Source organism: Ectopseudomonas guguanensis (assembly GCF_900104265.1).
GTDB classification, from domain to species: Bacteria; Pseudomonadota; Gammaproteobacteria; order Pseudomonadales; family Pseudomonadaceae; genus Aquipseudomonas; species Aquipseudomonas guguanensis.
In genome coordinates this window covers 179995-188301 of the sequence record NZ_FNJJ01000013.1, presented here as the reverse complement: position 1 = coordinate 188301, position 8307 = coordinate 179995, and the positions used below count along the sequence as shown (strand labels likewise).

The window sequence follows — 8307 nt, the reverse complement described above, 5'->3', positions numbered from 1 at the left end:
AAGTTTCGCGTAGCGAAACCCGGATGTCGGGGTGCCCTTCTTTGGCACACCTTTCTTGGGCAAGCAACGAAACGTAGCGCAGCGGAGTAACAGCCGCAGGCTGACCCGAAGGGTGAGCGCAGCGAATCAAGGTGTGGCGCCCGTAAGGGGCGCAACCCAAACGCTCAGTACACGCGGTAATGGATAGTGCCAAGTCATCGACAGCTAACACTTACATTGCCAGTCCAGCGTCACCCCGCATTTTCCCAAACCATGCAAGAAACCTTTTATCAGCCGCCTTCCACCCGATTACGGCCCTGTGCCTTGGCCCGATACAGCGCCGCATCGGCACGCTGCACCAGCGCCTGTGCCGGGCTGTTGCCATCGTTGTGCATCGAGGCGATACCGACGCTGATACTGACGTGACCCAAGGGCGAGCGCACATGTGGCAACGCCAGGGCCTCGACGGCTCGGACCAGCTTCTCGGCCATGCTGTGCGCCCCGTCGGGACCGGTCGACGGCGCGAGAAAGACGAACTCCTCGCCGCCATAGCGCGCCACCATGTCGGTGGAACGGCTGATGGTGGCGGCCAGGGTTTGCGCGATCTGCTGCAGACAGCTGTCGCCGGCCGGGTGGCCGTAATGGTCGTTATAGGCCTTGAACCAGTCGACATCCAGCACGGCCAGGGCCAACGGCTCGCCGACACGCTGGGCGCGCTTCCATTCCTTGTCCAGCACCTCGTCGAAGTGGCGACGATTGGCGATGCCGGTCAGGGCGTCGGTCAGGCTGAGGGTTTCCAGGCGACTGTTGAGTATCTGCAGCTCTGCAGTGCGCGCGGCGACGCGTTGCTCAAGCTCGCGCTCGGAGCGCTGCAGGGTATCCACCAGTTGCTCCTGGGTTTGCAGCAACCTGGCCTGAGCCTGCAGTTTTTCCTGGCGCATGACGTTGATGCGGTCGGCCAGGGCGAAGGCCAGCAACAGCATCTCCAGCGACGAGCCGAGCTGCAGGCCGTCGACCGTGAAGGCGTTGGTCGGCAACAGGCCCATGGCGCGCAGGCTGGTGCTGGCACCGCCGAGGATCAGCAGACCGAAGGCGGCGAGGAAGAAATAGGCGCTGCGCTGACGCTTGAGAGCGCAGGCCAGGCCCACGCCGAGCATGACGAAGGCGGTGAGCAGGTTGACCACGATGGCCACGCGCGACACCTGGGGCAACGCGAAGGCATAGATCAGCGGCGAAAGCAGATACAGCGCAATCAATGCACGCAAGCCAGGATCGACCCGTGGCAGCTGGCGCGCGGTCTGCAGCATGCCGCGCATGAACAGCAGCATGGCGCTCAGGGTCAGCGAGACCGCCGAGTAGTAGACCACGTTGCCGTTGAGCGGCAGGCCGAGCAGCGTCCAGTCCGGGGCCATGCCGTTCTTGATCGTCAGGGCGCTGGCGGTGATCAGCACGAAAGTCACATAGAGCAGATAGAGGCGATCTCGCAGGGCGATGAACAGCATCAGATTGAACAGCAGCATCGCGATGGCGATGCCCATGTAGCCGGCGCGGGCCATATCGTCTTCGCGCTCGTAGCTGCGCAGCGCGTCGGCCGTCCAGAGTTGCAGCGGCACGTGCAGGCCGATGCTCGACTCGACGCGCAGGTACACCACCTGTTGCGTGTGCGCCGGCAGGTGCAGCGGGAAGACGAAGTTACGGTTGGCGTAGGCCTTGCCCGTCTGCGGGCGATCCGCGCCGGTGAACCAGGTGCGGTAGCCACCCTGCCCGTCCGGCACGTAGGCATCGACCAGGGATATACGCGGGTTGTCGACTACCAGCAGGCGCGTCAACGGCTGATCGCCGGAGTTGCCAACGTCAAGCCGAAACCAGTATGCCGAGCGGGTGAAGCCCAGGGCGAAGGAAGTGCTGGGAGACTCCTGATAACGAAAACGTGCGGCCATCTCTGCTGATCGCACGTCCGAAAGCTGCAGCGCCCGCGAGGCATCCTCCAGGATTCCGGCGTGGGTGGTCAGCGACAGCGGCTGCTCGCTCGGCTGTGCGACATCGAGAGGGACGGCACCGGCCCATGTCGACCAGCACAGCAATAGGCTCAGCAGCAGCCAGGGGGACAAGCGCAGACGGTGACGGGCATTCATGGCGGGTATCGACGGGGCTCGGACGAGCCCGGCTCGCGGGTGAGCACGGGGGAGGCAGAGTCTACAAGACAACCGGGCGGCGCCAAAGCGCGCCTACGCAGACTGATCTGCCTTCGCTAGACTGGCCTGCCTACCGCCAGGGAAAGAGCCATGACACCGGATCAGATAGCCGCCTTCTGCCTCGCCCTGCCCGGCGCCCGCGAAGACCTCAAGTGGGGCAGCAACCGGGTGTTCTCGGTGGCCGGCAACAAGATGTTCGCCATTCTCGACTTTCTCGGCGCGGACCTCGCATTCAAGGTCGATAACGACCTGTTTCTCGGTCATGTCGACCGTCCGGGCATCCGCCCTGCCCCGTACCTGGCCCGTGCTTACTGGATCAGCATGAGCGCCCAGCGGCCGCCGCTGGGCGACGATGAGCTGCGCCAGCTGCTGACGCGCTCGCATCAACTGGTGGTGCGCCGCCTGCCCAAGCGCCTGCAACCCGGCCTGCTACTGGACGAATAAGGGTATGTGGCGAGCGATGTAGGCGCCGTCGAGCAGCAGCAGATCGATCCAGAACAGTTGATGAACTGCGACGATCAGCCAGAACACAGCCTGATAGGACGCCTTGCGCGTCTTGTGCCGGAATCTCTGCTGAGCGATCAGCGCACCTGGCCAGCCACCCGCCAGCTCGACCAGATGCAGGGTGTTTTCCGCCGTGCGTCGGCCACCGCTCCGAGCGCTGCGTTTATCCAGCCAGTACTGCAGGAAACTCAGCAGGCTGGCCAGCAGATAAAGCGGCAGTACCCACCAGAGCCCCTTGCCGAACAGCGTCACGCAGCCGAGCAATGGCAGGAAGCACAGCAAAGCGAGCACCAAGGCCTTGCTGGAGAAGTTCTGGATGGAGCCTTGAGTCGATGAGCGGTGCGTGGATTTGGCAGCAGCCTTTCGCACTACCGGTGCTGCCGTGCCGGGCGTCTTCGGTTTGCGCCGGATGGACTGGCGATCGAGGGCGAGCTCACCAGCCAGGCGCAAGTGCTCGGCACGTGGTCGCCCTCTTTCGTCGCGCCCTTCGATGAACAGCACCTCGTCGCCCGGCTGCGGGCGGCGATCACCGCGCATCACCGAGATGTGCGCGAAGACTTCAGCGCCGCCCTTGAGCGGCTGGATGAAACCAAAACCCTTGGCGTCATCCCAGCTTTTGAGGCGCCCCTTGCGCTCGTTACCGATCACGGCTGCGCCGTGCTCCAGTCGATCAGGTGCAACTGCCAGGTGGCGAGGATCACCAGGCCGAAGGCGATGCGGTACCAGGCGAACACCGCATAGCTGTGATTGGTGATGAACTTGAGCAAGGCGCGCACGGTGATCATCGCCACGATGAAGGTGCTGACGAAACCGATGGCGAAGATCGGCAGGTCGCTCCACTGCAGGATGTCGCGGTACTTGATCAGCGAATAGACAGTGGCTGCAACCATGGTCGGCATCGCGAGGAAGAAGGAGAACTCGGTCGCTGCCTTGCGTGACAGACCGAACACCAGGCCGCCGATGATGGTGGCCCCCGAGCGCGAGGTGCCGGGAATCAGCGCCAGGCATTGCGCGAAGCCGACCTTCAGGGCCAGCTTCCAGGTCATGTCGTCGACGGTTTCGGCCTTGATCGCATGGTCACGCTTTTCCGCCCAGAGCATGATGATGCCGCCGAGTATCAGTGCCATGGCCACGGTGATCGGATTGAACAGCCAGTGCTCGATCAGATCGGCGAAGGCCAGACCGAAGATGACCGCGGGAATGAACGCCAGCAGCAGGTTGAAGGTGAAACGCTGGGCCTTGGGATCGCTGGGCAGGCCCACGACCACGCCGAGCACTTTCGCCCGGAATTCCCATATCACCGCCAGAATGGCGCCGAGCTGAATGATGATCTTGAAAGCGGTGGCCTCGTCGCCATTGAACCCCAACAGATCGCCGACCACGATCAGGTGCCCGGTACTGGAAATGGGCAAGAACTCGGTCAGACCTTCCACCACGCCCAGAATCAGGGCCTGAAAGGCCATCCAGATATCCATCAAATCCCCCAAAGCGTGGCAACTACCTACGCATAAAACAACGACATGAAACACAGGCCCCGCCGTGGGACAAAAACCCGCCACGCAGGTTCCTCGCGCGTGTCTGGCTCGCTTGCTCGTTCAGGTTTTGCGCCCGGCGGCCGAAATGCTATCAGACAACTAGAGTGAATAATGTCCCGATGTGACAGTATTGCCTTGCGCATTCTGAGTCGCCCTGACGCTGACAATTACAACAATCAGGTATTCGTCCATGAACAGCTTACGCAGTCTTCCCATCAGCCGGCGCCTATGGCTGATCCTCGCACTGGCCATCCTGACGCTGGTCCTGCAGGGCGCCTACATGCTGCGCCAGATCCATACCGACCTCTATCACAGCAAAGCGGAAAAGACCGAGCACGTGGTGCAGAGCGCAGCGGGCATCCTCAAGCATTTCCATGCACTGGAAAGCGCCGGCAGCCTGAGCCGCGAGGAGGCGCAGAAGCAGGCCATGGAACTGGTCCGCGGGCTGCGCTACGACGGCCAGGAGTACTTCTGGATCAACGACCAGACGCCGGTGATGATCATGCATCCGACCAACCCCAAGCTCGAGGGGCAGAACCTCTCGGGTTTCAAGGACCCGGATGGCAAGGCGCTGTTCAACGAGATGGTCGCCATAACCCGCAGCCAGGGCGCCGGCCAGGTCGACTACCGCTGGCCCAAGCCTGGGGCCAGCGATCCGGTGCCGAAGATTTCCTACGTCGAACTGTTCCAGCCCTGGGGCTGGATCATCGGTTCGGGCGTCTATGTCGATGAAGTGCAGGCGGTGTTCAAGGCGCAGGCGCTGAAAGCCATGAGCATCGGCCTGCTGATCGCCGTACTGCTGGCGGTGCTGGTGGTGCTGATCACCCGCAGCATCGTGCAGCCCCTGCAGGCGGCGGTGGATGCCATGGCCAACATCTCCAGCGGCGAAGGCGACCTGACGCGCAACCTCGATGCCCATGGCCGCGACGAGCTCACCGCGCTGGCCAACTATTTCAACGCCTTTACCGACAAGCTGCGCCAGGTCATCCGGCAGATGCTCGACTCGGCGGGCTCGCTGGACCAGGCTGCCCGTTCGCTCGGTGATATTTCCAGCGAAGCGCAACGCCACAGCCAGCAGCAGGCGCAGCAGATGGAACTGGTGGCAACCGCCGTCAACCAGGTGACCTACGGCGTGCAGGACGTGGCGAAGAACGCCGAGCACGCCTCCAGCGAAATGCATACGGCCGAGGACCAGGCTGGCCAGGGCCAGCAGAACATCGAAGCGAGCCTGCGCCAGATCGATCAACTCTCCGGTACCATCGACAAGGCCGTCGAGGTGATCCAGTCGCTGGCCAGCGAGAGCACACAGATCGGCAGCGTGCTGGAGGTGATCCGCTCCATTGCCGAGCAAACCAACCTGCTGGCCCTCAATGCCGCAATCGAGGCGGCACGGGCTGGCGAACAGGGCCGCGGTTTCGCCGTGGTCGCCGACGAGGTACGGCTGCTGGCGCAGCGTACCCAGCAGTCCACCGCCGAGATCCAGGGCATGATCGAGCGTCTGCAAGGTAATTCCGAAGCCGCCGTCAAGGTGATCCACGACAGCAGCCGCGCGTCGCAACTGACCGTGGAACAGGCCAGCCTGGCCGGCGACAGCCTGGCGCAGATCGCCCAGTCGCTGCGCAACCTGAGCGGGCTCAATGCCTCGATCGCCAGCGCCACCCTTGAGCAGTCGCACGTGGTGGAGGACATCAACCAGAACGTCACGCAGACGGCAGCACTGGCACACAACACCGCCGAAGCCGCCGAACAGTCGAATGCGGCCAGCCAGCACCTGAAACAGCTGGCCGACCAGCTCAACCGTCTGCTCGGGCAATTCCGCGTATGAGGCGCACATGAGCAACATGCAGCACCAGGAGGTCGATTTCAGTCGACCGCAGAACCAGGACCTGATCTGGGACCTGGACAGCATTGCGCGCCGCGAGCTGGCCGAACGCTTCATCAAGCTGTTCGAGAACCGCCTGTGCGTCTATTCCGAATCGGTGGGGCAGCTTTACACCAACTACAGCCTGCACTTCCCCAGCGATCTCGGCCGCAAGATGGTGGTGCTGCCCAACCCCTATGCCTTCCACGACACATTGCACGGCATCGACCGCCAGGCCATTCGCAAGACCGGCCTGTGCGTGTTGCCGGGCCGGGTCGTGGGCAAGCCGGGCCTGTTGCTCAGCACCCAGATCAAGGACGGCGGCCCGGCGCCCAAGACCATGCCCTTCAAGCCGGCGCTGGCGCAGATCATCAGCAACCAGAAGAAAATCGGCGACCTGTTCCTGCCGGTGCTGATGAAGGGCGACCTGCGCGAATTCGACCAGCAGATGCCCTACATTCACCTGCACCGCCTGCAGCTGGCGCGCCTGGAGCGGTTGTCGAGTTTCGAGCGCGATGACATCCAGCAGACCATCACGCGCAAGCTGCTGATGCTCTACCGACAGGCCGACAGCCTGGTGTGCTGAGCCGCCCACATCAGTACAATCGCGCCCTTCCCCATTTCTTTTGAGTACGCCGCATGTCCTGGCTCGAACTCATTGCTGCCGGGCTCGGCATCGTCGCGGTATGGCTGACCGTCCGGCAGAACCCCTGGTGCTGGCCCATCGGGCTGGTGATGGTGCTGCTCTACGCCTGGCTGTTCTACGACTGGCGGCTGTACTCCAACCTGCTCCTGCAACTGTTGTTCGCCGCCCTGCAGCTCTACGGCTGGTGGCAGTGGACCCGCGGCGGCGATCGTCATGATGGACGCAAGGTCAGCCGCCTGGGACCGCTCGCGGTTGCTGCCGGCCTGCTGGTCGGCGCACTCGGCGCCTGGCTGCTCGGCTATCTGATGGCCACCTATACCGACGCCAGCTCGCCCTGGCTGGACTCGGCGCTGACCGCCTTCAGCCTGGTCGCACAGCTGTGGATGGCGCAGAAGCGCCTGCAGTGCTGGGCGCTTTGGGTGGTGGTGGACCTCTGCTACGTGGCCTTCTTCCTGGATAGCCAGCTGTATCTCACTGCGCTCCTCTATGCAGCCTTCACCGCCCTCGCCGTGAGCGGCTGGCTGAGCTGGCGCCGCGACCCGGCCTTGCAGTACGCGCCATGAAAGTGCTGGTGCTGACCGGGCCGGAGTCCAGCGGCAAAAGCTGGCTGGCGGGGGAAATACAGGCCCGTTTCGGTGGTGTGGTGGTGGGCGAGTACGTTCGCCATTTCATCGACGAACAACGGCGCGATACCTGCTACGCCGATATAGCCGAGATCGCCCGTGGGCAACTGGCCTGGGAGGATGCCGCAAGGGCAGCCGAACCCTCGCTGCTGATTCTCGACACCCATCTGCTGAGCAACATGTTGTGGAGCCACTGCCTGTTCGGCGACTGCCCAGACTGGCTGGAAACCGAGCTGCGTGCGCGTCACTACGACCAGCACCTGCTGCTCGACCCTGCGGGCGTGCCCTGGGTCGGGGATGGCCAGCGCTGTCAGCCGCAGTTGGTCGAGCGCCAGGCCTTTCACCGGGCCTGCCGGGATTGGCTGCTGCGCAACGGCCAGCCCTTCAGCGAGCTGTCCGGCAACTGGAGCGAGCGGCGCCAGGCAGCGCTGGTGCAGGTCGCCGCGCTGCTCGGCTCAGCGGATCAGCACGCTGGCCCAGGCCACTAGCAGGCTCAGGCACACCACCAGCGTCAGCGGCGTGCGCAGTGCCGGATACCATTGCGGCGCCAGCCCGACACGTACTGCGTGCATGTCGGCCAGGTACAGGCCGATGAAGGAGAACAGGAAGATCGGCAGCGACAGGCCCATCGGCAAGCCGCCTGCCAGCGCCGCCCAACCCAGCAGCGGCGGAATCACCGACAGCCCCAATTGCAACTTGGCATTCTCGTCGGTCTCTTCGGCGCGCATCGCCAGGCCCCAGTGAATGGCGCCCATGAACGCCAGGATCACCGCCGAGAAGTCCAGCAGCGCGTTCAGCACGAACGGCCGCCACCCCAGGGGGATGACCCAGATGCCCAGCGCACCGCCCACGAATGGCAACAGCCCGGCATATCCCAGCAGCACGGCCAGTTGCGGCGGTTTCTCGGCGTCGAACGGATGCATGAGGTTCTCCTTGGCGATAGCGATGTCGAGCAGCACCTTAG

General features: G+C 63.8%; 9 protein-coding genes. 5 read left to right on the top strand and 4 right to left on the bottom strand.

Features of this window, described 5'->3' with window-relative positions:
- Positions 1-269 precede the first annotated feature (269 nt).
- Complete coding sequence (locus tag BLS61_RS18955; protein ID WP_090433467.1) at positions 270-2114, bottom strand: sensor domain-containing diguanylate cyclase; 1845 nt, start codon at positions 2112-2114, stop codon at positions 270-272.
- Positions 2115-2264: 150 nt separating this feature from the next.
- On the opposite strand from BLS61_RS18955, the gene BLS61_RS18950 reads away from it, so the two are divergent.
- On the top strand, positions 2265-2618 hold the full coding sequence (locus BLS61_RS18950) for an MmcQ/YjbR family DNA-binding protein (protein WP_090433465.1): 354 nt from the start codon (positions 2265-2267) through the stop codon (positions 2616-2618).
- On the opposite strand, the gene BLS61_RS18945 is transcribed toward BLS61_RS18950, so the two are convergent.
- Entirely contained in the window at positions 2604-3326 is a 723-nt protein-coding gene (locus BLS61_RS18945; protein ID WP_090433463.1) for a DUF1294 domain-containing protein, read from the bottom strand. The genes BLS61_RS18950 and BLS61_RS18945 overlap by 15 nt on opposite strands.
- Entirely contained in the window at positions 3323-4153 is an 831-nt protein-coding gene (locus BLS61_RS18940) for an undecaprenyl-diphosphate phosphatase (protein ID WP_090433461.1), read from the bottom strand. Before BLS61_RS18940 ends, BLS61_RS18945 begins: the two co-directional genes overlap by 4 nt.
- A 250-nt stretch (positions 4154-4403) precedes the next feature.
- Between BLS61_RS18940 and BLS61_RS18935 the strand changes: the two genes are divergently transcribed.
- From BLS61_RS18935 to BLS61_RS18920, 4 genes are read left to right on the top strand one after another with little or no spacing between them, the layout of a single operon-like run.
- A complete protein-coding gene (locus BLS61_RS18935; protein ID WP_090433459.1) occupies positions 4404-6038 on the top strand; it encodes a methyl-accepting chemotaxis protein in 1635 nt (544 codons plus the stop codon).
- 7 nt (positions 6039-6045) lie between these two features.
- A complete protein-coding gene (locus tag BLS61_RS18930) occupies positions 6046-6660 on the top strand; it encodes a hypothetical protein (protein WP_090433457.1) in 615 nt (204 codons plus the stop codon).
- 53 nt (positions 6661-6713) lie between these two features.
- Complete coding sequence (pnuC, locus tag BLS61_RS18925) at positions 6714-7283, top strand: nicotinamide riboside transporter PnuC (RefSeq protein WP_090433455.1); 570 nt, start codon at positions 6714-6716, stop codon at positions 7281-7283.
- On the top strand, positions 7280-7831 hold the full coding sequence (locus tag BLS61_RS18920; protein ID WP_090433453.1) for an AAA family ATPase: 552 nt from the start codon (positions 7280-7282) through the stop codon (positions 7829-7831). Before pnuC ends, BLS61_RS18920 begins: the two co-directional genes overlap by 4 nt.
- On the opposite strand, the gene BLS61_RS18915 is transcribed toward BLS61_RS18920, so the two are convergent.
- Complete coding sequence (locus BLS61_RS18915; RefSeq protein WP_090433482.1) at positions 7799-8266, bottom strand: DUF3429 domain-containing protein; 468 nt, start codon at positions 8264-8266, stop codon at positions 7799-7801. The two genes, BLS61_RS18920 and BLS61_RS18915, sit on opposite strands and share 33 nt — an antisense overlap.
- Between the last annotated feature and the right edge of the window lie 41 nt (positions 8267-8307).